This window comes from Bradyrhizobium australafricanum (genome assembly GCF_020329495.1).
Classification (GTDB): Bacteria; Pseudomonadota; Alphaproteobacteria; order Rhizobiales; family Xanthobacteraceae; genus Bradyrhizobium; species Bradyrhizobium australafricanum.
The window spans coordinates 72914-96949 of record NZ_JAGKJL010000015.1; the positions used below are offsets into that span (position 1 = coordinate 72914).

Consider the following 24036-nt stretch of genomic DNA (forward strand, 5'->3'; position numbering starts at 1 on the left):
ACGGTTTAACGCGGGGTGGAGCAGCCCGGTAGCTCGTCAGGCTCATAACCTGAAGGTCATAGGTTCAAATCCTATCCCCGCAACCAAAGTCCGGACCAACCGGTTCCGATAAAATGGCCCGCATTTCGCGGGCCATTTTTGCTTTGGGAGGACAATCGGGCCTCGTGTCGTCGACCGTTTGAGCGCAGATCACGGCGTTTCCGCAACTCGGGCCGCTCCCTAGACGATGAAATGGAATTCGTGCCACGCACTCCAGCTGATGCCATCGCTGGCGCGAACCCAGAGGTCGTCAGGCACGGTACCGCCCTGGAATGACGTGCTCGCAATTTGGGCCGCGCTGACGTTGATGGCGGTGCCGGTGGGCTGCGCATTCCCGCCAATGCTCCAGTGGCCGCTGCTTGCCGACGGCGTCGAATCCCAGAGTTGATATTGTGCGATGCTGTCACCGTCGGCATCCGTGACTGAAAACAGGCTTAAGGCCGCCACGCTCTGATTGGCCGTCGCATGGAAGTCGGACGCGGTCACTGACGGAGCGCTGTCAACCGGCGCGGTGACGTGAAATTCCTTCCACGCCCCCCAGGCAAAGCCGTCGTAAGCCCTCACCCAGAGATCGTCCGAACCCGAGCCGCTTTGAAAGCTTGTGCTCGAAAGTTGAGCTGCCGTGACATTGATGGCGGCATTGGTGCCTTGGGCGACTCCCCCGACCACCCAGTGCCCGCTGCTCGCATCCGCCGTCGAATCCCACACCTGATAGTTTGTGATGGTGTCGGCAACGATACCATCACCCAATACGCCTTCTGGGATACCGGTGGAAACGGCCACTGGGTGGTGAATGGCGTGGCCCAGGCCGCCAACACCGAGATCGATGTCAGCGCGGCGAACCTGTCGCAGGTGAGCTACGTGTTCGGTCCCGGCGGTTCGACGCCCGATACGCTCTGGGTCAAGGCCAATGACGGCAGCATGTGGAGTGCGTGGAAGAGCTTCACGGCAACGCCGGGACCCGACATTGCTCCGGTCGTTACCGCATCGAACGTGACCGGAATTCACGGCCATTCGATCGCGGCCACGAGCCTGTTCGGGGTCTCGGACAGCGAAAGCGACACGATCACCCAGTATGCCTTCTGGGACACCGGAGGAAACGGCCATTGGGTTGTGAACGGTGTCGCCCAGGCCGCCAACACCGAGATCGATGTGAGCGCGGCGAACCTGTCACAGGTGAGCTACGTCTTCGGCCCCGGTGGCTCGCCATCGGATACGCTCTGGGTTAAGGCCAATGACGGCAGCATGTGGAGTGCGTGGAAGAGCTTCACGGCCACCGCAACGAACCAGGCGCCGACAGTCGCGGTCTCGAACGTGACGACGGTCTCGGGGCAGGTCTTCGCGGCTTCGAGCCTGGTCAGCGCGACGGACGCGGATGGCGATACCATAACGAAATATGCGTTGTGGGATTCCAACACGAACGGGCGTTGGAACGTCAACGGCGTGAACCAGTCTGCGAATACGGAGATCGACGTCACTCCGGCACAACTTGCCCAGACGACCTATCAGGCCGGCTCCGGCACCGACCAGCTCTCGATCCGGGCCTATGATGGTAGTGCGTGGGGTGCCTGGCAGCCCTTCAACGTAACGGGAGAGAGCCCCAGCAGCGCCACCATCGCAGCGGGCACCACCCTGGAATTGACGGGGGCTTCGAACGCCGCCGTTACGTTCCTGGGCAGCACGGGGACGCTGAAGCTCGACAATTCCGCGAGCTTCACCGGAACTGTCGCCGGGATGTCCGGTTCGGACACGATCGATTTCGCGAATATCAATTTCGCGACCGTTCAGACGCCGACCTTCAGCGGTGACAGTACGCACGGAACGCTCACGGTGACGGACGGCACCGTCACCGCCAGCATTGCGCTGCTGGGTAACTACATGGCTTCCACGTTCACGGCCTCGAGCGACGGCCATGGCGGTACCTCGGTTGTCGATCCGCCGGCGATGCAAGTCAGTCAGCTTGCGCAGCCGCAGCATGCGTAAGCGCTTGAGATAGGGCGGCCGTGGAGGGCCTGTTGCGGGCCCTCCGCAACCAAAATCCCTCAACCTGCAAAGATGAAAAGGCCCGCCTCCTGGCGGGCCTTTTTCCTGTCTTGCAGCGCTTCCGCGACGCCGCGCGACACCTAACGCCTGGTTGCTCAGTACCTGATCACAGCGACGAGCCGTTACAGGCTGCCTCCGCCGCCTGGTCGTCTACATTCGGGTCGGCCGCGGCCGTGGCCCAGGCGAGCTCGACGAGAGTCACGATCCGCCGGCCGGCACCGTCGAGCTGGCAGACGATCAGGCCTTGTTCCTCGATGTAGGTCAGAAGATGCCGGGCGCGGCGCAGCGAATGCGTGCCGTAGGCGCGGGCGATCGCGGCATCGCTCGGGCACGGCCAGCCCTCCTTCGCGGCGCGGGCGATCATCATGAATACGCCCTGCATGTCCTCGGGCAGCAACGCGGCGCGCAGCGACACGTCCTGCCAGGCGTCGTCGTCCGCGACATCGGCGCCGAGCCCGGCGCGGGCGCGCGTCAGCATCCGGCGGAAATCGGTCAGCTCCGGCACCACGGCACCAAGGCCCTCGATCCGGCAGCGGACCACGAACTCCTGATAGAGCACGCCGATGGCGCGGAAGCCGGCGTCGGGCTCGGCGAGGATAGCGCGCAGGATACGGTCCAGCCGTTCCCGCCGCTCGGCCAATTGCTCGGCGCTCGGCGGCGGCTCCGCGGCTTCGGGATCTGGCTCCGCTGCCGGCTGCTTGGCGGCCATCAACTGGCTGAGCAGATCGGGCGACGGCACCCGGCGCTGCGGCCGCACCGCTTCCGGCGGCGGAGCGGCTAGGATGATCGCGCGTGCGTCCTCCAGTGCCGCTTCAGGCAGCGGCATCAACCGCGGCGCCGCGTTGCGCGGCTGGGTGTCGGTTGGACCGATGCGCAAGCCCAGCGGACGGCGGGACAGCGCAGGTCCCAGCGCCATGAATTGCCCGCGCTCGAGGTCGCGGAAGGCTTCCGCCTGCCGCCGTTCCATGCCGAGCAAGTCGGCGGCGCGCGCCATGTCGATATCGAGGAAGGTGCGGCCCATCAGGAAGTTCGACGCCTCGGCCGCGACATTCTTGGCGAGCTTCGCCAGCCGCTGGGTTGCGATGATCCCGGCAAGCCCGCGCTTGCGGCCGCGGCACATCAAATTGGTCATCGCGCCGAGCGAAAGCTTGCGCGCCTCGTCGGACACCTCGCCCGCGACCGCCGGTGCGAACAGCTGCGCCTCGTCCACCACCACCAGCATCGGATACCAGTGGTCGCGGGCGACGTCGAACAGCCCGCCGAGGAAGGCCGCGGCGCGCCGCATCTGGTTCTCGGCGTCGAGCCCTTCGAGATTGAGCACCGTGGAGACGCGATGGATGCGCACGCGCTCGCCGGCGACCTGCAGGCTGCGCTCGGTGTGGTCCTCGGCGTCGATGACGAGGTGGCCGAATCGTTCCGCCAGGGTGACGAAATCACCTTCGGGATCGATGATGGTCTGCTGCACCCAGGGTGCGCTCTGTTCCAGCAGCCGGCGCAGCAGATGGGATTTGCCGGAACCCGAGTTGCCCTGCACCAGGAGGCGTGTCGCCAATAGCTCCTCGAGGTCGATGGCCGCCGAAGCGCCGGCCGTCGTTTGTCCCATCTCGATCGCTACGGTCATGTCCCGACTCAAATTGCCCTTGCGGAGAGGCGGCTTAACAAGCTGATCGCGCCGCGTCGAGCGAACCGCACCATCATCCCCAGGCACGGCCGGGAGGCGGACAATGCTGATGCTCGCCAGGCGAGATGAAGATTGATCAGGCCACTACAACGTGCTTAGCTCGCGTGTCTGATGTAGATTTTTTCGAACCAGTTCCCGTTCAGCTGCGCGATCCGGCCAGGTTCGGACCCGCTCTTATTCAATCAGCCCGTCGAACTCTCAGCCCGTCGAACTCTCAGCCCGTCGAACTCAATGTCTGAGTTCAACTACGACGCATTCATTTCCTGCATTCTTCCCGATCCAAACGGGATTGATCCCTGCTTGCAAGGCTCGCGCTGTCGAAGGCATCCGCCAAAAATCGAAGGTTTCACGGATCTTATCCCCGCTCACGCGTGCATGCGGCGGAGCGATCCTGATGTCGGCAGCGCGACGTTCGATCGCGCAAATCTTCCTGGTGCCGGTGCTGAACTTCGCCGTTATCGCGTTCGTGCTGGTCTCGGCGCTGCTCGGCGACGGGATCCGGGACCAGGCCTCCTGGATCGCACTTGCCGTGTCGCTCGTCATCGCTTTCTACATATTCCGGCGTTCCGCGCGTCCTTCGTAGAATGAGCGAGCGTTCGCGGTGACGCCGAAGTGATCGGCGTCGCTATTCTTATGCCGGATACCTCCGTCCCGTTTGCCCGTGGTGTCTCGGCGCGCAAACCTCGGCATAGTCCGCCGCACAAAAGAAACGTGCGAGGAAACATGACTGAGAGCATCGTTGATGCCGTAGCGCCGTCGGTCGCGGCGCCTGGCGCAGTGTCGCCGCGAAAAGTGTTTTGGGCGACCTGGTTCGGCTGGATGCTCGATGGCTTCGATTCGTCGATGCCGCTGGCCGGCAGCAATTCGCTCAACGCGCCGACCAGGATGTAGGCGTACATCGAGCCGAGCAAGGCCAATATCGGCATCTATGGCGGGCTGTTGTTCTCGATCTTCATGCTGGGCTGGGCCTGCTCGATGGTCTGGGGCTGGGCTGCGGATCGTTACGGGCGGGTCCGGATCATGTGCTGGACGGTGCTGGTCTACTCGCTGTTCACGGCGCTATGCGGGCTTGCGACCGGTATCGTGATGTTCGCATTGTTTCGCTTTGTTGCCGGCTTCGGCATCGGCGGCGAATGGGCCGCGGGCACGCCGCTGCTGCAGGAATCCGTGCCGGAGAATACGCGGGTGCGGCTCGCCGGATGGCTGCACACGGCAACGCCGACCGGGCTGTTCCTCGCCGCCGCCGTGACGCTTGCGGTCGGCAGCACGCTCGGCTGGCGCGGCATGTTCCTGCTCGGCATTCTGCCCGCGCTGCTGATCGCGTATCTGCGCAGCAACATTCCCGAACCCGAGCGCAGCGCTGCGCATGAGCAGCCTTCGGTCGCCGCCTTGTTTGCCGGCGACCAGGCGCGCACCACCTGGGCCGCGGCGCTGATGATGGCCTGCATCATCTTCGGCCTGTGGTCGTCGAACTTCTGGGCCCCGACCGTGATCTCGACCAAGCTGGTCGCCGCGGGCGCGACGCCCGCACACGCGCAGGAGATGGGCGCGGTGGCCGGCCTGATCACCAATGTCGGCACGCTGATCGGCTGCCTCCTTGTACCATGGCTCACTACCTGGCTCGGCAGCCGGCGCCGCACCGCGGTGCTGTTCTTCATCGGCGGGCTGATCTCCGTCGTGGTCTCCTATGAAGTCGCGATCGAATGGCTCGACAGCCTGACGCTGTTCATGGTGCTGCTGCCGGTGCTCGGCTTCTTCACCAACGGCGTGTTCGGCCTGTTCACGATCTGGCTGCCGGAGATGTTTCCTTCAGCGCTGCGCGGCTCGGGCTCCGGCTTCGCCTTCAGCATGGGCCGCGTGCTCGGCGCCGCCGGCCCGACCCTGATCGGCGCGCTCGCCGCCCGCACCGGCAGCTTCCCGCTGGCGATTTCGATGCTGTCGCTGATCTATGTAGTCGGCCTGCCGCTGATCGCCCTGGCGCCGGAGACGGCCGGCAAGCCGCTGGCGAGATAGCAGGCTCCTTTGCGCGTTGCGCGCGGCTTCGGCCGCGCGCCGTCACTTACTCCGCGGGCTTCGCGGTCGCTGGCGTCTGCGCGGCCACGGGCGTCTGCGCAGCTACGGGTACCTTCGCCGGCGCCTTGTCGACCTTCTTCGACCAGGAGCGGTAATAGGCGAGCGCGGTCATCAGCACGATGCCGACGATGCTGACCGCGATCTGCATCCAGATGCTGCCGGAGACCTCGACCAGCACCACATGCGCGATGACCGCGAGGAAAACGCCGGTGCAGAATACTTCGAGCGACTGCTGGCCGCATTTGATGATCGGCTGGAAGATCGGCCATTCATACCCGGGCCACTCTCGCGGCAGGAAGCGCGTGACGAAGAAGGCGAGGACGATGAAGTGCAGCACGCGATACGGCGCGAGGTTGGTCTTGTCGTTCGGATTGAAGGCGTCATACAGCCAGGCCGGCATCGCCTGTCCGAGCTCCGGGAAGCGGCCCGCCAAGGTCATGACCAACGCGAACAGCAGATAGGCGCCGCCGAGCCAAAGGAAGGCGCGCGAGCGGATGAACGTGATCGATTCGCTCGCGCCGCCGAGCGCGAACCAGCCGCCGAACACGAACAGGAACTGCCAGCAGAACGGATTGAAATACCATGAGCCGGACGGATAGGCCGGCAGGTTCCAGCCGAATTGCCGCGCCGCGAGATAGAGCAGGAACGAGGCCAGCAGCGTCAGATTGAGCTTGCGCAGCATCGCCCACAGCACCAGCGGATAGCACAGCATCAGCGCGATATAGAGCGGCAGCACGTCCATGTTGACCGGTTTGAACGCCAGGATCAGGCCCTGATAGAGCGTCTCGGCCGGATTGTGCATGAAGCCCGCGACGTTGAATTCGTCCTGCAGGTTCGGGTCGTGGTAGCGCTGGGAGAGATAGCCGATCTCGGCGATATAGATCACGAACAGCAGGACGTGGGCGACATAGATCTGCCAGGCGCGCTTGATCAGGCGGGTGGCGCCGATCACGGTGCCGCGCTCGAGCATCATGCGCGCATAGACGAAGGATGCGGTGTAGCCGGAGATGAACACGAACAGATCGGCAGCGTCGCTGAAGCCGAAATTCTTCTGCGTGATCCAGTTCACCGCGTTGTTCGGGATGTGATCGAGATAGATCGCCCAGTTGGCAAAGCCGCGCAGTAGATCGAGGCGATAGTCGCGGCCACGCGGCGGCAGAACAGCCTTGACGTCCATCGGTACGCTCCCATCCCGAGTGCCCGCGTGTCCGGTCGCGGGTCGCCCACGACGTCATACTAGAGCAGGATTTCGACGGTTGTGTATTGGTTTTCCGGAAAGGTGGCAGTCAACGCTGCCGAACCACGATGAATTTGGATCAAATCGTTCAAGCCGCGAACCACGCGGTGCGTAGGATGGGTAGAGCGAAGCGAAACCCATCACTCCGTGCCGGCCTGACGAATGATGGGTTTCGCTTGCGCTCTACCCATCCTACGAGAGCCTGCGAGAACCGGCCGCGCACCGGCGCGGCTAACGCTGCACGAACCCGTTATGCAGCGTGGTGAACAACGCCTTGCCCTTCTTCACCAGATCGTATTTGCGGCCGTAGAGCAGCCAGACCGCGGTGAGGTGGCACATCCCGCCCATCATCAGCGACATCGCGGTGTAGGGATCGAGATTGCGGCGATAGGTGCCGGCGCGGCTCGCCTGCTTGATCAGCTGCACATAGCGCAGCGCGTATCTGTCGACCGCCTTCTTGATCCGCGGTTCGGCGGCAAGCACGCTCGGCCAGATCTCGAGGAAGAACACCCGGCCCCAGCTCGGGTTGTCCTTGATGTACTGGAAGTTGGTGAGGAAGATGATGCGGAGCTGCTCGACGGGATCGCCACCCTTGAGCAGCAGCGGCTCGGTCTTCTGATACAGCGCCTCGAAATTGCCCTCGGGCACATCGAGCACCAGCGCGCGCTTGTCCTCGAAATAATCATAGATGCTGGAGAGCGGTACTTTCGCCGCGGCGGCGACCTCGGTGAGCGAGGTTCCGTCGATGCCTTTTTCGCCAAACAGCTTGGTGGCCGCCGTGAGGATCTGCTCGCGCCGGTCGCGGCTGCGTTGCTGCTTGAGCTTGAGTGTCGTCCCCGAAGCCACGGTGGTCTCCAAGAGCGTTTTCGCGCGAAGTGGATACCGGTTCGCGCAAGGAAGACGCGTCAAAGCAGGAATCTCATCCCCGTAAAAAACAGTAAGGCAGCGGGATCGGAACACAAGTGCTATTGCGACGGGATACAGCGGTAAAGCCTGCGGGTCAGACCGGCGCGTTCCGCCGCTCGTGTGTGCGGAACGCGTTGCGGGCAATGATCTGACGCATGATCTCGGAGGTGCCGTCCAGAATGCGGACCACCCGTGTTTCCCGCCAGATGCGTTCGATCGGCAGGTCCCTGGAATAGCCGGCGCCACCGAACAGCTGCATGGTCGTATCGGCGACGCGCTGCACCATGTCGGCGCCGGTATATTTGGAGAGCGCTGCCGCGGCGGTGCGGGCGGCGGCATCGCCCTGGTCGTAACGCCAGGCTGCCTCATAGGCGACAAGCCGCGCGGCATGCAGCGAACTCGCCATGTCGGCGATCTGCCACTCGATGCCCTGATGGTCGCGCAGCTTGCGTCCAAACGTCTCGCGCTCCGAGACATGGTCGAGAGCGTAGTCCAGCAGCTGGCTCGCCGCGCCGACGCAATAGGCGCCCCAATGGGTGCGCCCGGCATCCAGGCACCGCATCGCGATGGCGAATCCTTCGCCCTCCTGTCCCAGCAGATTCTCGCGCGGAACACGGCAATCCTCGAAGATCACTTCGGCGTGCTCCGAGCCGCGTCCGGCAGCCATCTCGACCAGGCGGCCGATGGCAAGGCCCGGCATCTTTGCGTCGACGACAAAGGCCGCGATGCCCTTGGCGCCGGCGGAGGGATCGAGCGTGGCGAACACCGTGAAGACGCCGGCTGCCGGCGCATTGGTGATATAGGTCTTGCGGCCGTCGAGCACGTAATGATCGCCATCCCGCCGCGCCCGGGTCTGGATCCGGGCGGCATCGGATCCGGCATTCGGCTCGGTTAGCGCGAACGCGCCGATCATCCGTCCGCTGGCGAGCTCCGGCAGCCATCGGTCGCGAACCGCCGGCTGCGCGTAGAACTCGATCGCCTTCGAGCCGATGTGAACGTTGACCCCGCTCAGATAGTAGAAGGCGGTGTGGGCCTTCGCGAGCTCCTCGATCGCGATGCAGCTGCCCAGCATCGAGAGGCCGAGGCCGCCGAATTGCTTCGGCGTGTTGGTGCCGAACAACCCCATCCTGCGCAGGCCGGCCATGGCGCTGTCCGGCACCTTGCCGGTCGCCTCGATCGCGGCATCGTGCGGCTGCAGCTCGCGGCGCACGAATTCGCGCACCCGGCCTTGCAGAACGCGGAGATCGTCAGGAAGCTCAAAATGCATGGCGCACCAAAAGTCGAATAATCTTCGAAAAATGTTGCGCCGCCTTCCGGCAGATGTCAAGGTTTTGCGGAAGTTCCGGAGGACACGGCATGCTCGCAGGCTTGATGCAGCAGGTGCCGCTCACCCTCAATCTGGTGAGGGAACGGGTCGCGGATCTCTATCCGAACAAGACGGTGACGACGCGGTATTACGACCGCATCCATGTCATCAGCCATGCGGAACTGCTCGGCCGCGCGGGCCAACTCGCCAACTTCCTCGCCGAGATCGGCGTCGAGCGCGGCATGCGCGTTGCCACGCTGGCCTGGAACTCGCACCGTCACCTCGAGCTTTATCTCGCCGTGCCCTGCATGGGCGCGGTGCTGCACACCATCAATGCGCGCCTGCACGCGCTCGATATCGCAAGACTGCTCGCCCATGCCGAGGATCGGGTGCTGTTCGTCGATCGTTCGATCTGGCGAACCGTCGGAACGGAGATCGAGCTGCGCAACGCGTTTGGAGCTCACTAAACGCTTCAGCCCGGCTTCCGACCATCGCATCTTCCGCCGCAACTTTGTCCACTTGTTACGGGACAAAACCACGAGTTGTGGACTGGCGACCTGTCGCTTTGGGGAGAAGATCATGCCACGTTCGTTTCAATCCAATTATTCCGTTCGGCTCTTCCTCGGCCTCGCCGCAGCCCTCATGATCGGGCTTGCCTCGCCGGTATCGGCACAACAGGCCACCGGCACCGCGCTGGCCCGCGTGCTCGTGCTCGGTACCGGCGGCACCATCGCCGGGCAGGCCAGCGCACGCGCCGGCAACGCCTATGACTCAGGCAAGGTCAGTGCAGCGAACCTGGTCGCGGCGATCCCGGGCATCGACAAGCTCGCCCAGATGTCGGCCGAGCAAATCTCGTCGATCGGCTCGCAGGACATGAACGACAAGGTGTGGTTCGACCTCGTCAAGCGCATCCGCGCGGCCATCGACAACAAGGAGGTCGACGGCGTCGTCATCACCCATGGCACCGACACGATGGAGGAGACCGCGTTCTTCCTGCAAAACGTACTCGACACCGACGTCCCGATCGTGCTGGTCGGATCGATGCGGCCCTCGACCGCGATCGGCGCCGATGGTCCGGCCAATCTCTACGAGGCGATGCGGGTCGCATCGGCCCCGGAATCTCGCGGCCGCGGCGTGCTCGTGGTGCTCAACGACACCATCCATGCCGCGCGCTGGGTGCAGAAGACCAACACCACCAGCGTCGAGACGTTCCGCTCGCCCGATGCCGGCCCGGTCGGCTATGTCGACACCGGCTCGCTGCGCTTCCTGCAGCCGGCCGCTCCAGCCAGGGGTGCCAAGCTGAAATTGCCGGATGCGCCGCCCTTGCCGCGGGTCGACATCATCTATTCGCATGCCAACATGGACGCCGCTGAGGTCGAGGATGCGGTCAAGCGCGGCGCCAAGGGCATCGTGCTGGCCGGCGTCGGCGACGGCAATTCATCGAAGGGCGCGATCGATGCGCTGGCTGCCGCGGCGAAGCAGGGCGTCGTGGTGGTGCGTTCGACCCGGGTCGGCTCAGGCTTCGTGAACCGCAACGTCGAGGTCGAGGACGACAAGCTCGGCTTCGCGGTCTCGCTCGATCTCAACCCGCAGAAGGCGCGGGTATTGCTCGAGCTGCTGATCGCGAACGGCATCACCGAGCCGTCGGCGGTTCAACAGGCGTTCGCGCGGTAGACCACCGGTTTTGAGGCGCCTGCCGGCTTCGCCTGCGCGGCCTTTTTCGCCGCGCGCCGCGCCGCGAGCAGCAGGGCGCGCGCTTCCGCGATGCGCGACATCACGGTAGTGACGGGAATGCCGGTGACTTCGGCGATCTCCTTGTAGGAGAGATCGATCATCTCGCGCAGCGCGATGACCTCGCCGAGCGAGGCGGGCAGGTCATGGATGAGTTGCCGGATGGTCGGGGTGTCGCGCCGTTCCGGCGTTACATTGTTGCCGGAGGGTTTCCGGTCGAGTTTCTCTTGGCAGACGGCTTTGAGGATCGCGAGCAGCCACGGCCTGATGGCCGGGCCGCGAAAGCTGTCGAACTCACGCAGTGCGCGCAGATAGCATTCCTGCACGGCCAGTTCGGCGTCCGCCTCGCTTCGCATCAGGACCTGGGCGAACGCGTAGGCATCGTCGAGACACGGCAGCGCCGCGTCGCGAAACTGCTGCGCCGTTTTATTCCCGGCTTTCGCACTTCGCATCATAGGGTTGCATCTCGTGAATAGCTTTACCGGCAATCGGCGCAGTGGTATCAGGCTCCGCGCCGGAGTCGTGGACCGTCGCGCCAAGCGTAGGGACAGGAACGACGTGCGCACACGACATGCGCGTGTCGGGCAGCAAGCGAGCGATCGTGTCAGCCTTGATCGATCGGGCGTTCGGAGCACGGATCATGTCCGAGACACAGGTGCCCAACCGGTTCTCGATCTTCCATCATGGGCTGGCGAAAGGGCCGGCCTATGAGGCCTGGCGCGAAGGGATTTGCCGCGGCTTCTGCCGGCTCGACGTCGGACCGACCGACGACAACCGCATCGATTGCCACAACGAGTTCACGCTGCTGCATACGGTCGCTATCGCGACGCCGCGCGGCGGCTCGGCCCGCTTCGCCCGCACCCGCGCGCTTCTGAATGACGGCTGCGACGATCTTGTCCTGATCTTCGCGACGCGCGGCACGGTGCAGGTCACGCAAGCAGGCAAGGCGATCGAGCTTCAGCGCGGTCAGATGTGCCTCACTGAAATGAATATCGTCGGCACCGCCGATCTCACCCGGTCGGGCAGCTTTACGACGACGCGGTTTCCGCGGCGCCTGCTGCTCCAGATCGCACCCTCGGCGGAGACGCAACTGGCGCGCCCGCTCGGGCGTGATCCGGCCTTGAGCGCGATGATCGAGCGCTATTCCGCGCTCTGCACCGAGCTTGCCGGCGATCTCGACCTGGCGGGCCAGCGGGCAGCGGCGCACCATCTCGCCGACCTGGTGGGACTCGCTCTCGGTCGCAGCGCCGAGACAAAGCAGCTGGCGGCACGCGACGGCGTGGCGAAGGCGCGGCTCGATCTGATGAAGGCCGATGTTCTCAAAAATCTCGACAACGGTAAGCTCACGATCGAAGCCATAGCAAAGGCGAATGCGCTGAGCACCCGCCAGGCGCAGCGCCTGTTCGCGTCCGCAGGGACGACGTTCTCGGAGTTCGTCCGCGAGCAGCGCCTGCTGCTGGCGCGCCGGCTGCTGCTGCACGAAGAGGGCGCCGGCCGCAAGGTCAGCGACATCGCCTATACGGTCGGCTTCAACGACCTCTCTTATTTCCATCGCGCGTTCCGCCGGAAGTTCGGCGTAGCACCGGCGGAGATGCAGATGGAACTGGGGCGGCGGCATTGAACGCCGCATGTCGCTGACGTAGATCAGGAGACCAGCTTCATCCCAATGAGGGCGCTGCCAATGCCTCTGTGGACCTGCGAACAATGCGGCGCGCAATTTCCTGAAACCGCGGCGCCACCGCCGGCTTGCCCGATCTGCGAGGACGAGCGGCAATATGTGAATTGGAAGGGGCAGGCGTGGCTGACGCGCGAGGAGCTCGCAGAGCGGCACAGACTGGTCTGGCGCGACGATCTCGGCCTCGTCGGGATCGCGCTCGAGCCGTCTTTTGCGATCGGGCAGCGCGCGCTACTGGTGCCGGACCGCGGCGGCTGCGTGATGTGGGACTGCGTGCCGCTGGCAACCGCAGAGGCGATCGCGCATGTCAGATCGCTCGGCGGGCTGAAGGCAATCGCGATCTCGCATCCGCACTATTATGGCGCGGTCGCCGACTGGAGCGCGGCGTTCGACAATGCCCCGGTCTATCTGCACGGCGACGATGCACAATGGGTGACGCGGCCTTATCCGTCGATCGTGCCGTGGCGGGGCGACAGCCATCGCATCTCCGACGACATCCTGCTGGTGCGCGGCGGCGGGCATTTCACCGGCGCCACCATGCTGCATTGGCGCAACGGCGCCGAGGGGCGCGGCGCGCTCTTGACCGGCGATATCGCGATGGTGGCGATGGACCGCCGCTCGGTCAGCTTCATGTATTCCTACCCGAACTATATCCCGCTCAATGCATCAGCGGTCCGCCGCCTCGCGCGCGCGGTCGAGCCGCTGGCCTATGATCGGATCTATGGCGCCTGGTGGGGCAAGAACATCGCCTCCGACGCCAAAGTGGCGTTCGACCGCTCGGTGCAGCGCTATCTCGCGGCGATCTCGGACTGACGGTTCCGGCCGCTTTTGGCAATCTTGCCACGCGGCGCAATCGCGCTATATCAGGGCTTTCCCGCCCCTTACCGATTGTCCGAGTTTCCGCATGACCACAACTGCCGCTGCCGAATCCCAGCCGTTCCAGGCCGAGGTTGCCGAATTGCTGCACCTGATGGTGCATTCGGTCTATTCCGAGACCGATATCTTCCTGCGCGAGTTGATCTCGAACGCGTCGGATGCCTGCGACAAGCTGCGCTACGAGGCGATCGCCAATCCGTCCCTGATCACGGACGGCACGCCGCCGGAGATCAGGATCGTCCCGAACAAGGCGGCCAACACGCTTGCCGTGGTTGATACCGGCATCGGCATGGAGCGCCAGGAGCTGATCGACAATCTCGGCACCATCGCGCGCTCCGGCACCAGATCGTTCCTGTCGAAGCTCACCGAGGCCAAGGACGGCGCCAACCTGATCGGCCAGTTCGGCGTCGGCTTCTATGCCGCGTTCATGGTCGCCGAGAAGATCGTCGTCACCAGCCGTCGCGCCGGCTCGGACGAGGTGTGGGTGTGGTCGTCGGAAGGCGGCAGCGGCTTCGAGATCGCGCCGGCGAGCGAAGAGGCCGCCCAGCGTGTCGCGCGCGGCACCGAGATCGTGCTGCATCTGAAGAAGGACGCCGCCAAATATCTCGAGACCTACGAGATCGAGCGCATCGTCCGCGAATATTCCGACAACATCCAGTTTCCGATCCTCCTGGTGCCGGAAGAGGGCGAGCCGCGCCAGATCAATTCGGCGAGCGCGCTGTGGCAGCGCTCGAAATCCGAGCTCAAGCCGGAGGATTACGCCCAGGCCTACAAGCAGATCGCCGGCGCGTTCGACGAGCCGGCGATGACGCTGCATTACCGCGCCGAGGGCCGGCAGTCCTACGCCGTGCTGCTGTTCGCGCCGTCGCAAAAGCCGTTCGACCTGTTCCAGGTCGAGCGCAAGGGCAAGGTCAAGCTCTACGTCCGCCGCGTCTTCATCGCCGACGATGCCGAGCTGCTGCCGGCTTACTTGCGCTTCATTCGCGGCGTGATCGACAGTGAGGATCTGCCGCTCAACATCTCGCGCGAGATGCTGCAGAACAATCCGCAGCTCGCGCAGATCCGCAAGGCGGTCACCGGCCGCGTGATCGGCGAATTGGAGACGCTCGGCGAGAAGGAGCCGGAGACCTTTGCAAGGATTTGGGACGCGTTCGGCCCGGTGATCAAGGAAGGCCTGTGGGAGGACTTCGAGCGCCGCGACAAGCTGCTGGCGCTGGCGCGCTTCACCACGACGTCGGGCGAGAACCGCTCGCTGAAGCAGGTTGTCGACGACTTCAAGCCGAACCAGACCGAGATCTATTATCTGGTCGGCGACAGCGTCGAGCGGCTGAAGTCGAACCCGAAGCTGGAATCGGCGCGCGCCCGCGGCATCGAGGTGCTGCTCCTGACCGATCCGGTCGATGCGTTCTGGACCTCGGCGCCGCTCGATTTCGGCGGCAAGCCGCTGAAGTCGCTGAGCCAGGGCGATGTCGATTTCGGCCTGATCCCGCTTGCCGACGACAAGGACGACAGGAAGGACGAACCCGCGGCCGACGCCGCGACCACGATCGCCGTGATCAAGGACGCGCTCGGCGAGCGCGTCTCCGACGTCCGCGCCTCGCAGCGGCTGACCGCGAGCGCGTCGTGCCTCGTCGCGGGCGGCAATGCGCGCGACCGCGCGCTGGAGCGGCTGCTCGCCCAGCAGAACCGCGGCGCGATCACAAAGCCGGTGCTCGAGATCAATTTGCGCCACCCGCTGGTCGCGGCGCTCGCGACCGATAGCGCGCAGGCGAAGGACCTGTCGCTGCTGCTGTTCGAACAGGCGCAGATCCTCGACGGCGAGATGCCCGACGACCCCGCCGCGTTCGCGGGCCGCATGAACCAGCTCGTGCTGCGCGGATTGGGGAAGTAGGGCGTGAACTCTGAACCCGTCATCCTGAGCCCGTAGCCCGGATGGAGCGAAGCGCAATCCGGGGTCTCTTCGTTCGCGGAGGCGAGCCCCGGATTTCGCTGCGCTTCATCCGGGCTACGCATTTCCGAGAATGACAAGCTGACTGCGCCTCACCCAGGCGCTTGACAGGCCGCAGCTCATTTATGTTATGTTATAACATAACATAAAGCGAATGCCCCATGTCCCGCCGCCGCCGATCCCTCCAGCAACTGTTTGATCTCGATGCAAAAACTCCCCGTCACCATCTTGTCCGGCTTCCTCGGGGCTGGAAAGACCACTTTGCTGAACCACGTCCTGAACAACCGCCACGGCCTGAAGGTTGCGGTGATTGTGAACGACATGAGCGAGGTGAACATCGACGCCGACCTGGTTCGCGATGGCGGTGCGAACCTGTCCCGGACTGACGAGAAACTGGTCGAGATGAGCAATGGCTGCATCTGCTGCACCCTGCGCGACGATCTGTTGAAGGAGGTGCGCGCGCTCGCCGAGAGCGGCCGCTTCGATTATCTCCTGATCGAATCGACCGGCATTTCCGAGCCGCTGCCAGTCGCCGCGACCTTCGAGTTTCGCGGTGAAGACGGCCAGAGTCTCTCCGACATCGCGCGGCTCGACACCATGGTCACGGTGGTCGACGCCGCCAATCTCCTGAAAGACTACGCCTCGACCGATTTCCTCAGCCAACGCGGGGAGGCGCTCGACGGCGACAAGCGCACGCTGGTCGATCTGCTGGTCGAGCAGATCGAATTCGCCGATGTCGTGGTGCTGAACAAGGTCGATGCCGCGACGCAGGCCGAGCGCGAGGCCGCCCGCACCATCGTGCGCGCGCTCAATCCCGAGGCCGACATCGTCGAGGCGAATTTCGCAAAGGTCCCGTTCGACCGCGTGCTCGACACCGGCCGCTTCGACTATGAGCGCGCGCAGCAGCATCCGCTCTGGCACAAAGAGCTCTATGGCTTTGCCGGGCACGTGCCGGAGACCGAGGAATACGGCATCACGAGCTTCGTCTACCGGGCGCGGCGCCCGTTCGATCCGCTGCGCTTCCACGCCTTCCTGCGCGAGAGCTGGCAAGGCGTGATCCGCGCCAAGGGCCATTTCTGGATCGCGACGCGCCCGGATTGGTGCGGCGAGCTGAGCCAGGCCGGCGCCATCGTCCGCACCGAAGGGCTCGGTTCGTGGTGGGCCGCGATCCCGCGCGAGCACTGGCCGGATCATCCGGACTGGCGGCTGATGATGCAGCGGAGCTGGAACGATCTCTACGGCGATCGCCGGCAGGAGCTGGTGTTCATCGGCTCCGGCATGAACGAGGACGACATCCGCCGCAGGCTCGATGCCTGCCTCGTCACCGGCAAGCCCGGCATGGACCCGCAGGCCTGGGCCGGGCTGCGCGATCCGTTTCCGCCGTGGAGCAGGGCAGGCGAGGCGGCGTGAGACAGTCACCGTAGCCCGGATGGAGCGGAGCGCAATCCGGGGTCTCCCGCCGCTTGAGAGGTTCCCGGATTTCGCTGCGCTCCATCCGGGCTACGCTTCTAAAACCGGTCCCAACCCGCGCCGTATCTGCTAGAGAATCCCGCATCAGGGCGGAAACGGCGCGGCGTTGCGATGGCTGGCGGCAGCGATATCTTCTACGGCGGCATTCCGGTGTTTCGCGGCTTCGCGCGGCTGATGGACCCCGCGCTGTATGCGCCGTTGCCGGATGACTGGACGGTCGGCGTCGCCGACATCGTGGAATCGACCAAGGCGATCGCAGCGCAGCGCTACAAGGCGGTCAACATGGCCGGCGCCGCGGTGGTCGCCGCCGTCACCAATGCGCTGGAGGGCCGCGAATTCCCCTTCGTGTTCGGCGGCGACGGTGCGAGTTTTGCGGTCGCGCCCGCCGATCTCGACAAGGCGCGCGAAGCCCTGGCCGCGACCGCGCGCTGGGTGCACGACGACCTCGATCTGGTGCTGCGGGTGGCGCTGGTGCCGATGGCGGCGATCCGCGCCGCGGGCGCCGATGTCCGCGTCGCGCGCTTCGGGCCGTCGGCCAATCTGTCCTATGCGATGTTCTCAGGCGGCGGTCTTGCTTACGCCGATGCCGCGATGAAGCGCGCCGAGTTCGCGGTCGATCCGGCGCCTCAGGGCACGCAACCCGATTTGTCCGGCCTGTCCTGCCGCTTCGAGGTGATGCCGTCCGCGCGCGGCGTCATTCTGTCGGTGCTGGTGCTGCCGGCGAAGAACGCCGATCCCGCGTCCTTCCGCAAGGTGATCGAGGATATCGTCGTCCGCGTCGAGAAAAGTCCCGATGCCGGACGGCCGGTGCCCGCCAGCGGTCCGCCGCTGCACTGGCCGCCGCAGGGAATGGAGTACGAGGCGCGCGCACGGCGCCGCGGCCCGCTCGCGCTGCGGCGCGCCGTGGTGCTCACATTCACGCTGTGGGCCTATACGCTGATGCGGTTCAACATCCCAGTCGGCAAGTTCGCGCCGAAACGTTATCTGCAGCAGGTCGTCGAGAATTCAGACTTTCGCAAGTTCGACGACGGCCTGCGCATGATCCTGGATTGCACGCCGGAGCTCGCTTCCGACATCGAGCAGCGCCTCGCCGCCGCCGCGGCGCAGGGCATCGTGCGTTATGGCCTGCACGAGCAGGATGCCGCGATGATGACCTGCTTCACCCCGTCGGTGATGCGCGCCGACCACGTCCACTTCATCGACGGCGCCCGCGGCGGCTACGCCTCGGCCGCGACGGTGCTGAAGGCGCGCGCGGTGTAGCAATTTTTCTCACCTCTCCCCGCTCGTTTGCGGGGAGAGGTCGGACGCCACGCCTCGCGTGGCTTCCGGGTGAGGGCAGGCAATGCGTGGCCGCAAGGAGATATTCATCCGACTCGCGAGATCGACGGTGAGCTGACTACAATTCAGATATGGCTACGCGGATAGAGCCCCTCACCCCAACCCTCTCCCCGCAAGAGCGGGGCGAGGGAGCACGGTCCCGTCGCGGTTGCCGCTCGGCTCAGAATTACCGCCCCACCCGCGTCCAGGTCTCGCCGCCGCACAGCGCGCCGACGCAGCCTTCGACGCGCAGCGTGCTCTCGCCGGTCACCGAGATGCTGCTCGCATAGGTGCCGCCGTCGTCGGCGTTGTAGATCTGGCCCGACCATTTGCCCGCGGCGACCGGATGCATGCCGGAAAACAGCGGCAGCCCGATGATCGGCCGGCTGGACAGCGACGGATTCGGATTCTTGTTGTCGACCTGGGGCTTGCCGGTCATCGGATCGATCGGGTCGCGCAGGCTCACCACCACGCCGCAGATGCCGCCGCCGCATTTGCTGATCTTGACGCGGGCATCGCCGGCCTGGGTCTGCCAGACGCCAACCGGCTCAGGCGTGCCTTGCGCATGCGCGGCGGGCACGGCAAGCGCCGTCGCAATGATTGCGATCATGAATTCGAATCTGCAGGCCATGGCTCATTCCCCCAGAGCATGATCCGGAAAAGTGCGAAGCGGTTTTCCGAAAAGATCATGATCAAACAAAGAGCTAAAGCGCGATGACGATTCGACCCAATCTCATCGCGCTTTAGTGGTCGGCCTGCATAACAAGTCGAAGAATTTCTGCAATGTCATATTCGCGGCGATCAGGTGAGCGCGCTCCCAAAAAAAAATCTGGTGCCTGTTTCAGGAGCAGTCATGCTCAGGCAACGCTCCGGTGCGAGGGCGCTGCGTCGTATTTATTTCCAGCGGGTCAGCCGGATCGAAATGATGGTGGCCAGGCCGAACGCCACCATTGCACCGCCGACCAGCGCAAACAGCGTCCACGCCGGGGCGCTCACGGTAGCGAGCCACCAGCCGCCGATACCGACCAGCAGCAGGCGGATGGTGCCGGCCAGCACCGGTCCGCCGACCTTGGCCGCGCCCTGCGAGGAGAAATAGAGACAGACGCCGACGCCGAAGAAGCCGAAGCCCGGGCCGGCCAGCGCGAAATAGGACGAAGCCGCGGCGGTCACGCCGGGATCGGTGGTGAACAGCGCAATCCACAGCGTCGGCTTGAGCGCGACCACAAGTCCGACGAAGCCAACGACAAGTCCGGCGACGGTGCCGGCGGTCCACGCCACCTTGCGGGCGCGCGTCACGAGTCCCGCGCCGATCGCCATGCCGACCATCGGCACCGAGGCGACGCCGACCGCGAACGCGATCGGGATCAGCAAAAACTCCAACCTCGAGCCCATGCCGTAACCGGCCAGCGTCTCGGTGCCGAAGCTGGCCAGGATCTTGGTGAAGATCAGGATGGTCAGCACGCTCTGCAGCGGCGATAGGCAGGAGATCGCGCCGACCTTGAGAATGTCGAGGAACATCGCGCGCTGGAAGCTGAAGGCGGCGAAGTCGAGCTTCAACCGGCTGCGGCCGGAGGCGAGATACCACGCGAGGAAGATCGCACCACACGTGAAGGCCGTGAGCTGTCCGGCGGCGACGCCGCGCATGCCGAGACCGGGCATGCCGAACAACCCGAGACCAAGCACGCCGCCGACCGCGATCTGGATCATCGAGACCGTGATCAGAGTCATCGAGGGAATCCGCATGTCGCCGGTGCCGCGCACCACGGAGGCGAGCGTGTTGACCAGCCAGATCGAGATCGCGCCGGAGAACAGCACCTGCGAGTAATGCATCGACTGCTCGAGCACGCCGCCATGTCCGCCGAGCAGCGCATAGAAGTTGCGGCCGAAGCCCAGCATCATCACGGTGAAGAACAGTCCGGCGCATCCGCCGATGATAGCCGCATGCAGCGCCAGATCGGCGGCGCGGTCGCGGTCGCCGGCGCCGAGCGCGCGGCTGATCGCCGACGAGACGCCGCCGCCCATCGCGCCAGCCGACATCATCTGCGTCAGCATCGCGAACGGAAACACCAGCGCAATGCCGGCCAGCGGCTCGGTGCCGAGCCGGCCGATGTAAGAGGTCTCGGCCACCGCGACCAGCGTCGAGCCGAACATGGCGATGGTGTTCGGGATCGCGAGGCGAAGCAGCGTCGGCAGGATCGGCGCGGTCAAGAGGTCATTGACCGGCGTGGCGGGCGCGGCCGGGGCCGGCTGCACGTCGTCGATCGAGGCATCAATGGTCATGCGTCACGGCTCACTTCGCAAGCGGGAGAGGGGCGCACTGCAATCCAACGCCAGTGAACCGGGCTCGCAATCAATAAATGATGATCGACATGTTACGAGGTTGCACCGTCCATCGCCACCGCCGCCGATGCAGGGGTCACCACGGCAGGCCGCATAGGTCGATCTTGCCCTGGCGCGGCGCGCGGACGATGTCGTTGACGAACGGCGCCATCGCTTCGAAGCGGATCTGCCCGGAAGGCTGCTCGCAATAGACTTCGCCGCTGAAGGGATGCCAGCCGCGCGCCTGGTAGAACGCAAAATTGTGCGGCTCGCAGAATAAGATTGCAAATTTCACCGCGTCGTTGGCACGAATGGTGTGCACGGCGGCATCTAACGCCAGCGACGCATAGCCGCGCCGCCGGCAGTCCGCGCGGGTCGAGACTCCGCCGATGCCGCCGACATGCACCTTGTGGCCATTCCAGGTGACGGTCCGGAAATAGATACCGACATGGCAGGCCAGCCCGCTGTCGTCGGGCGCATCGAGCAGTACGCGCAGATCCGCGTGGGCCCATTTGATATCGGCCCAGGCTGGTTTCTCGACCGCATCCGGGCTCCAGACCGCCTGGAGCAGCGGCTCGGCGCGCTTCCACGATGCATCTCCGTTGAGAATGTCGATTTCGATGCTCATCGTCTGGGTCCTTGGTCTTGGTTCGGGCTGTGCCGATCTGTCATGGGCGATCCGAAAATGCGGTGTTTCTCCGCCATGGAACCTTCTATAAGGGGGACCCGTTAAGTGTAGTCTCCCACCCTCTGTTGGACATTACCCCATGACCTTCACGCTACCCGATCTGCCCTACGCCCACGACGCCCTTGCTCCCTACATGTCCAAGGAAACGCTGGAGTTTCACCACGACAAGCATCACCAGGCCTACGTCACCAACGGCAACAACGCGATCAAGGGGACCGAATTCGAAGGCAAGTCCCTCGAGGAGATCGTGAAGGGTTCGTTCGGCAAGAACGCGGCCGTCTTCAACAATGCCGGCCAGCACTACAATCACATCCATTTCTGGAAGTGGATGAAGCCGAATGGCGGCGGAAGCAAGCTGCCCGGCCGGCTCGAGAAGAAGATCAACGAGGACCTCGGCGGCTTCGACAAGTTCAAGGCCGACTTCGCCGCTGCCGGCGCCGGTCAGTTCGGCTCCGGCTGGGCCTGGCTGCAGGTCAAGGGCGGCAAGCTCGAGGTCGCCAAGACCCCGAACGGCGAGAACCCGCTGGTTCACGGTGCGGTGCCGATCCTCGGCGTCGACGTATGGGAGCACTCCTACTACATCGACTACCGCAACCGCCGTCCGGACTATCTGAAGGCGTTCGTCGAAAACCTCGTCAACTGGGACTATGTCGACGAGCTGTTCGGCAAGGCCGGCTAAGCGCGGCTTCGACCGTCGCATATTTCTTCACCCTCCCCTGAAAGGGGAGGGTCGTTTCGCATGCAGCGAAGCGAAATGCGAAACGGGGAGGGGTCATCTCTCAGCACGAGCAGTCTCTCAATGGAGAGACTGTGACCCCGCCCCGCCGCTCATTTCATTCGCGTCGACCCTCCCCTTTCAGGGGTGGGTGATTTGAGTGTGCGGCAAGATGCGCCCTCACTCGACACACACCAGCGGGGGCATTGGTGGGTAACGCGGCAAGCTATCTCCTCGTCTTCTTCGGCGGCGGTCTCGGTGCGACGTTGCGCCAATTGATCAACGTCACCTGCGCGCGCTGCATCGGCACCGCGTTTCCCTACGGCACCTTCATCATCAACATCACGGGCTCGACCGTGATGGGCCTGATCGCCGGCTATCTCGCCTTCAAGGGCGACGCCTCGCAGCCTTGGCGGCTATTTTTGATGACCGGCATCCTCGGCGGCTACACCACCTTCTCCGCCTTCTCGCTCGACACCGCGCTGCTGTACGAGCGCGGCGAGCTCGGCCTTGCTGTGCTGTATGTCGCGGGCTCGGTGGCGTTCTCGATCGCCGGCCTGTTCGCCGGGCTCGCGATCATCAGGCATTTGACGTGAGATGCGCTCGGCGTCATGCCTCAGGGCGCGCTCTCGCGCGCGCGTGCCGCACGCAAGGCTTTTTACCTTTTGCACGGGGCCCATGGGTGCGATCGGCACCCGGCTTTCCCTGCGCCCTTTGATCAAGGGAGGGCGGAATGAGATGCAAAGCTCGGACAAATCATGTCGCGAGAATGTGGATGTGTGACTCATAGACCGCGCCACACACGCAATGTCGTCCTGGCGAAAGCCAGGATCCATTACCCCAAATCTCAATTGTTGCGCGACGCCGGGGCCACGATCCGATTCATCACTGAATGCGGTGGTTATAGGTCCTGGCTTTCGCCAGGACGACGCGCGGGAGGAGTCGTCCACTACCCCGCCATCCGGCGGCACCCCATTCATCTCCGGAACCCGCCAACCTCCTCCGCCGGCGGCATTTCCCGCCTCCAAATTTCCCTTTGGTAACCTCGCCTTAACCATGATTAGCGTTTGGTTAGGGTCGGAATGACGCGTGAAAAGCCCTCGTTTTGACATGTTGGCAGGGGAAGCAGGGCCCGGCTTTGGACGGGCCCCCCATGCGACAGATGTAAGAGGCTCTCGCGCAGTTTTGCCGCGCCGGGCGCGCGGCCGTGGAAGGGGTGCCGATTGGCGGCCCGCCGAATTGGGACACTTGCGTTGAGAGGATATTGCCGATGAATCCCGCCGACGTGGCTCAGTCAACTCTGCCACTGGCATCGAGCGACGTGTCGCTGATCGCGCTGTTCTGGCAGGCCCATTGGGTCGTCAAATGCGTGATGTTGGGACTTCTGTCCTGCTCGGTGTGGGTCTGGGCGATCGCAATCGACAAGATCCTGCTCTACGCCCGCACCAAGCGGGCCATGGACAAGTTCGAGCAGGCGTTCTGGTCCGGCCAGTCGATCGAGGAACTCTACCGCGCGCTGTCGGCCAAGCCGACCCAGTCGATGGCGGCCTGTTTCGTCGCGGCGATGCGGGAGTGGAAGCGCTCCTTCGAGAGCCAGTCGCGGTCCTTTGCCGGCCTGCAGGCGCGGATCGAGAAGGTCATGAACGTCTCGATCGCCCGGGAGGTGGAGCGGCTGGAACGCCGGCTGCTGGTGCTCGCCACCGTGGGCTCGGCAGGCCCCTTTGTCGGCCTGTTCGGCACCGTCTGGGGCATCATGTCGAGCTTCCAGTCGATCGCGGCCTCCAAAAACACCTCTTTGGCGGTGGTGGCGCCCGGTATCGCGGAAGCGCTGTTTGCCACCGCGATCGGCCTGATTGCCGCAATTCCGGCGACTATTTTCTACAATAAGTTCACTTCGGAGGTGAACCGGCAGGCCGCGCGCCTGGAGGGGTTCGCCGACGAGTTCTCCGCCATCCTGTCCCGTCAGATCGACGAGCGGGGTTGAGTTAGATGATGGTCACTTTTGCGGGTGT

General features: G+C 64.6%; 23 protein-coding genes and 1 tRNA gene. 15 read left to right on the top strand and 9 right to left on the bottom strand.

The genetic code is table 11. The annotated features are described in order from the left end of the window. The first annotated feature begins 9 nt into the window (after positions 1-9). Positions 10-86: transfer RNA gene (locus J6525_RS15725), tRNA-Met, on the top strand. Positions 87-219: 133 nt separating this feature from the next. Here J6525_RS15725 and J6525_RS15730 read toward each other — a convergent pair. Then, positions 220-789: a hypothetical protein gene (locus J6525_RS15730; RefSeq protein WP_225645352.1), complete on the bottom strand. Its 570-nt coding sequence runs from the start codon at positions 787-789 to the stop codon at positions 220-222. Between the two features lie 48 nt (positions 790-837). On the opposite strand from J6525_RS15730, the gene J6525_RS15735 reads away from it, so the two are divergent. Continuing rightward, positions 838-2022 (top strand): hypothetical protein, encoded by a 1185-nt coding sequence (locus J6525_RS15735; RefSeq protein WP_225645353.1) that lies wholly within the window; start codon positions 838-840, stop codon positions 2020-2022. Positions 2023-2188: 166 nt separating this feature from the next. Here the strand turns inward: J6525_RS15735 and J6525_RS15740 are convergent, their stop codons facing one another. After that, the gene (locus tag J6525_RS15740) at positions 2189-3703 is read right to left on the bottom strand and encodes a helicase HerA domain-containing protein (RefSeq protein ID WP_225645354.1); all 1515 of its coding nucleotides are present in this window, start codon (positions 3701-3703) and stop codon (positions 2189-2191) included. Between the two features lie 454 nt (positions 3704-4157). Between J6525_RS15740 and J6525_RS15745 the strand changes: the two genes are divergently transcribed. The 3 genes from J6525_RS15745 (at position 4158) to J6525_RS15755 (ending at position 5776) form a co-directional block, all read left to right on the top strand. Then, positions 4158-4346 carry a hypothetical protein gene (locus tag J6525_RS15745; RefSeq protein ID WP_225645355.1) on the top strand — a complete coding sequence of 63 codons (189 nt, stop codon included), beginning with the start codon at positions 4158-4160 and terminating at the stop codon, positions 4344-4346. A gap of 140 nt (positions 4347-4486) precedes the next feature. Continuing rightward, positions 4487-4654, top strand: a complete 168-nt coding sequence (locus J6525_RS15750) for a hypothetical protein (protein WP_225645356.1) — start codon at positions 4487-4489, stop codon at positions 4652-4654. Positions 4655-4702: 48 nt separating this feature from the next. Continuing rightward, the gene (locus J6525_RS15755; protein WP_225645357.1) at positions 4703-5776 is read left to right on the top strand and encodes an MFS transporter; all 1074 of its coding nucleotides are present in this window, start codon (positions 4703-4705) and stop codon (positions 5774-5776) included. 46 nt (positions 5777-5822) lie between these two features. Here the strand turns inward: J6525_RS15755 and J6525_RS15760 are convergent, their stop codons facing one another. The 3 genes from J6525_RS15760 to J6525_RS15770 form a co-directional block, all read right to left on the bottom strand. Next, positions 5823-7013 (bottom strand): OpgC domain-containing protein, encoded by a 1191-nt coding sequence (locus J6525_RS15760; protein WP_225645358.1) that lies wholly within the window; start codon positions 7011-7013, stop codon positions 5823-5825. A 291-nt stretch (positions 7014-7304) separates the two neighbouring features. Then, the gene (locus J6525_RS15765) at positions 7305-7919 is read right to left on the bottom strand and encodes a TetR/AcrR family transcriptional regulator (RefSeq protein ID WP_050386137.1); all 615 of its coding nucleotides are present in this window, start codon (positions 7917-7919) and stop codon (positions 7305-7307) included. A 154-nt stretch (positions 7920-8073) separates the two neighbouring features. Beyond that, a complete protein-coding gene (locus J6525_RS15770; protein WP_225645359.1) occupies positions 8074-9246 on the bottom strand; it encodes an acyl-CoA dehydrogenase family protein in 1173 nt (390 codons plus the stop codon). 89 nt (positions 9247-9335) lie between these two features. Between J6525_RS15770 and J6525_RS15775 the strand changes: the two genes are divergently transcribed. Together J6525_RS15775 and J6525_RS15780 are read left to right on the top strand one after the other, a co-directional pair. Further along, positions 9336-9752, top strand: coding sequence for an AMP-binding protein (locus tag J6525_RS15775; protein WP_225645360.1), 417 nt, complete (start codon positions 9336-9338; stop codon positions 9750-9752). A 112-nt stretch (positions 9753-9864) separates the two neighbouring features. Then, positions 9865-10959 carry an asparaginase gene (locus J6525_RS15780; protein ID WP_225645361.1) on the top strand — a complete coding sequence of 365 codons (1095 nt, stop codon included), beginning with the start codon at positions 9865-9867 and terminating at the stop codon, positions 10957-10959. On the opposite strand, the gene J6525_RS15785 is transcribed toward J6525_RS15780, so the two are convergent. Beyond that, a complete protein-coding gene (locus J6525_RS15785; protein WP_225645362.1) occupies positions 10938-11582 on the bottom strand; it encodes a sigma factor-like helix-turn-helix DNA-binding protein in 645 nt (214 codons plus the stop codon). The genes J6525_RS15780 and J6525_RS15785 overlap by 22 nt on opposite strands. Positions 11583-11656: 74 nt before the next feature. Between J6525_RS15785 and J6525_RS15790 the strand changes: the two genes are divergently transcribed. From J6525_RS15790 to J6525_RS15810, 5 genes are all read left to right on the top strand, one after another. Beyond that, the gene (locus tag J6525_RS15790; protein WP_225645363.1) at positions 11657-12637 is read left to right on the top strand and encodes an AraC family transcriptional regulator; all 981 of its coding nucleotides are present in this window, start codon (positions 11657-11659) and stop codon (positions 12635-12637) included. 60 nt (positions 12638-12697) lie between these two features. After that, positions 12698-13504: an MBL fold metallo-hydrolase gene (locus tag J6525_RS15795; protein WP_225645364.1), complete on the top strand. Its 807-nt coding sequence runs from the start codon at positions 12698-12700 to the stop codon at positions 13502-13504. A 91-nt stretch (positions 13505-13595) separates the two neighbouring features. After that, entirely contained in the window at positions 13596-15458 is a 1863-nt protein-coding gene (gene htpG / locus J6525_RS15800; protein ID WP_225645365.1) for a molecular chaperone HtpG, read from the top strand. A gap of 261 nt (positions 15459-15719) precedes the next feature. Further along, positions 15720-16925: a zinc metallochaperone GTPase ZigA gene (gene zigA / locus J6525_RS15805; RefSeq protein WP_225645366.1), complete on the top strand. Its 1206-nt coding sequence runs from the start codon at positions 15720-15722 to the stop codon at positions 16923-16925. A gap of 171 nt (positions 16926-17096) precedes the next feature. Further along, entirely contained in the window at positions 17097-18245 is a 1149-nt protein-coding gene (locus J6525_RS15810) for a DUF3095 domain-containing protein (RefSeq protein ID WP_057018114.1), read from the top strand. Between the two features lie 244 nt (positions 18246-18489). Here J6525_RS15810 and J6525_RS15815 read toward each other — a convergent pair whose 3' ends face one another. The 3 genes from J6525_RS15815 to J6525_RS15825 form a co-directional block, all read right to left on the bottom strand. Beyond that, on the bottom strand, positions 18490-18933 hold the full coding sequence (locus J6525_RS15815; protein ID WP_225645367.1) for a DUF2147 domain-containing protein: 444 nt from the start codon (positions 18931-18933) through the stop codon (positions 18490-18492). Positions 18934-19196: 263 nt separating this feature from the next. Then, positions 19197-20582: an MATE family efflux transporter gene (locus tag J6525_RS15820; RefSeq protein ID WP_092080727.1), complete on the bottom strand. Its 1386-nt coding sequence runs from the start codon at positions 20580-20582 to the stop codon at positions 19197-19199. A gap of 136 nt (positions 20583-20718) precedes the next feature. After that, positions 20719-21249: a GNAT family N-acetyltransferase gene (locus tag J6525_RS15825; protein ID WP_092080730.1), complete on the bottom strand. Its 531-nt coding sequence runs from the start codon at positions 21247-21249 to the stop codon at positions 20719-20721. A 139-nt stretch (positions 21250-21388) separates the two neighbouring features. Here J6525_RS15825 and J6525_RS15830 point away from each other — a divergent pair, with 139 nt between their 5' ends. The 3 genes from J6525_RS15830 (at position 21389) to tolQ (ending at position 24008) form a co-directional block, all read left to right on the top strand. Continuing rightward, positions 21389-21988 carry a superoxide dismutase gene (locus J6525_RS15830; protein WP_016846956.1) on the top strand — a complete coding sequence of 200 codons (600 nt, stop codon included), beginning with the start codon at positions 21389-21391 and terminating at the stop codon, positions 21986-21988. A gap of 245 nt (positions 21989-22233) precedes the next feature. After that, a complete protein-coding gene (gene crcB, locus J6525_RS15835) occupies positions 22234-22620 on the top strand; it encodes a fluoride efflux transporter CrcB (RefSeq protein WP_225645368.1) in 387 nt (128 codons plus the stop codon). A 674-nt stretch (positions 22621-23294) separates the two neighbouring features. Next, entirely contained in the window at positions 23295-24008 is a 714-nt protein-coding gene (gene tolQ / locus J6525_RS15840) for a protein TolQ (RefSeq protein WP_016846954.1), read from the top strand. Positions 24009-24036: the final 28 nt, after the last annotated feature.

What these genes read in the sequence shown, in the direction of transcription:
- zigA (WP_225645366.1), top strand. Translation starts at nt 15,720, where the DNA reads ATGCAAAAACTCCCCGTCACCATCTTGTCCGGCTTCCTCGGGGCTGGA.
- J6525_RS15775 (WP_225645360.1), top strand. Translation starts at nt 9,336, where the DNA reads ATGCTCGCAGGCTTGATGCAGCAGGTGCCGCTCACCCTCAATCTGGTG.
- tolQ (WP_016846954.1), top strand. Translation starts at nt 23,295, where the DNA reads ATGAATCCCGCCGACGTGGCTCAGTCAACTCTGCCACTGGCATCGAGC.
- J6525_RS15760 (WP_225645358.1), bottom strand. Translation starts at nt 7,013, where the DNA reads ATGGACGTCAAGGCTGTTCTGCCGCCGCGTGGCCGCGACTATCGCCTC.
- J6525_RS15780 (WP_225645361.1), top strand. Translation starts at nt 9,865, where the DNA reads ATGCCACGTTCGTTTCAATCCAATTATTCCGTTCGGCTCTTCCTCGGC.
- J6525_RS15770 (WP_225645359.1), bottom strand. Translation starts at nt 9,246, where the DNA reads ATGCATTTTGAGCTTCCTGACGATCTCCGCGTTCTGCAAGGCCGGGTG.
- J6525_RS15745 (WP_225645355.1), top strand. Translation starts at nt 4,158, where the DNA reads ATGTCGGCAGCGCGACGTTCGATCGCGCAAATCTTCCTGGTGCCGGTG.
- J6525_RS15830 (WP_016846956.1), top strand. Translation starts at nt 21,389, where the DNA reads ATGACCTTCACGCTACCCGATCTGCCCTACGCCCACGACGCCCTTGCT.
- J6525_RS15740 (WP_225645354.1), bottom strand. Translation starts at nt 3,703, where the DNA reads ATGACCGTAGCGATCGAGATGGGACAAACGACGGCCGGCGCTTCGGCG.
- J6525_RS15810 (WP_057018114.1), top strand. Translation starts at nt 17,097, where the DNA reads ATGGCTGGCGGCAGCGATATCTTCTACGGCGGCATTCCGGTGTTTCGC.
- J6525_RS15815 (WP_225645367.1), bottom strand. Translation starts at nt 18,933, where the DNA reads ATGGCCTGCAGATTCGAATTCATGATCGCAATCATTGCGACGGCGCTT.
- J6525_RS15820 (WP_092080727.1), bottom strand. Translation starts at nt 20,582, where the DNA reads ATGACCATTGATGCCTCGATCGACGACGTGCAGCCGGCCCCGGCCGCG.
- J6525_RS15750 (WP_225645356.1), top strand. Translation starts at nt 4,487, where the DNA reads ATGACTGAGAGCATCGTTGATGCCGTAGCGCCGTCGGTCGCGGCGCCT.
- htpG (WP_225645365.1), top strand. Translation starts at nt 13,596, where the DNA reads ATGACCACAACTGCCGCTGCCGAATCCCAGCCGTTCCAGGCCGAGGTT.
- J6525_RS15825 (WP_092080730.1), bottom strand. Translation starts at nt 21,249, where the DNA reads ATGAGCATCGAAATCGACATTCTCAACGGAGATGCATCGTGGAAGCGC.
- J6525_RS15795 (WP_225645364.1), top strand. Translation starts at nt 12,698, where the DNA reads ATGCCTCTGTGGACCTGCGAACAATGCGGCGCGCAATTTCCTGAAACC.
- J6525_RS15790 (WP_225645363.1), top strand. Translation starts at nt 11,657, where the DNA reads ATGTCCGAGACACAGGTGCCCAACCGGTTCTCGATCTTCCATCATGGG.